Origin of the sequence: Halorubrum persicum, assembly GCF_002727125.1 — an archaeon.
GTDB classification, from domain to species: Archaea; Halobacteriota; Halobacteria; order Halobacteriales; family Haloferacaceae; genus Halorubrum; species Halorubrum persicum.
Genome location: NZ_NHOA01000094.1, coordinates 1 through 1,006, shown reverse-complemented (window position 1 = coordinate 1,006; position 1,006 = coordinate 1). Strand labels below are relative to the sequence as shown.

At 58.4% G+C, this 1,006-nt stretch carries 1 protein-coding gene and 1 pseudogene; one reads left to right on the top strand and one right to left on the bottom strand.

Going from position 1 to position 1,006, the window contains the following annotated elements; all coding sequences use genetic code 11:
- On the bottom strand, positions 1-217 hold a 217-nt coding region (locus tag DJ69_RS18655; protein ID WP_218962315.1), incomplete at its 3' end, for a hypothetical protein.
- 168 nt (positions 218-385) lie between these two features.
- Between DJ69_RS18655 and DJ69_RS11295 the strand changes: the two are divergent.
- Positions 386-955 (top strand): annotated as a pseudogene (locus tag DJ69_RS11295) (DNA polymerase domain-containing protein); the annotation flags it as partial.
- Positions 956-1,006 lie beyond the last annotated feature (51 nt).

Below are 1,006 nucleotides of genomic sequence, written 5' to 3'. Positions count from 1 at the left end.
GTAGACTTGGGCCAATAAACCGGGGAATCCATCTCTCCGCAATCCGATCAGCAGGGTGGATATCCAGTGGCTCTGCGACCGGCGGCGTCTGTATCGGTGGGTTATCTGCTGTCAGCGCGTCTAGTGACAGCGAAATACCATTCACAGACACCGGTTTGGGGTGGTGAGTACCATCGGCCGCTGGGAGAGAGACCGTCTGGATATCTGTGGCTGCCATCACATTGGCACCAACCGTATCATACAGCGGCTGAGCCCAATGATCGTGCGCAGAGAGCAGATCATCTGTTCGCGGAAGCGGGCAGACGAGATGATCGGCGGCGCGGCTGAGTGCAACATGGAGTAGTCGCCACTGTTCGCTCCGTTCAGCAACAGCTGCAGCGCGACGGACACCAACGCCGGCGGACTAACGAAGTACTTCGGGAAAGTCGCTGGCGATGACGAATTCAAAATACGAGGAATCGAGGCCCGACAACGTTCGACGCCGCCATTCATCGAGGCCGTCCAGCGGGACTGTCTCGATCGGCTCGATTCAACGCGATCACCGGACGCCGTACTCGAGTGTCTTCAGGAGGCGATCAGTCGGCTTCACGCTGGGGCAGTGCCAGTTGCGGACCTCGTTGAACGCAACCGTGTCTCCAAACCACTCGAAGGCTATACACAGAACACCCAGAATGTGGCGGCGCTGAAGCGGGCCCATGACCAGGACCTCGCTGTCCATCCCGGACAAGACATCGAGTACGTGGTCGTTGACGACGAGAAAAAATCACGAGAGCGGGTCGCGTTGGCTCACGAAGCGATCGAGTCGTACGATGCGTCGTATTATGAGACACAACTCATCCGAGCTGTCGAAAGTGTGCTGGCACCGCTTGGGTGGGATCGGTCGGAGATTCGTCAAGCACTCGCGGAGACACGAGAGCCAGAACTGGCGGCCTTCGCAGGCGGTGAAGAAGATTAACCAACAACGGGGCGGCTGCCGTAGCCTCGTTGGTTAATCACGGTTGTCCTG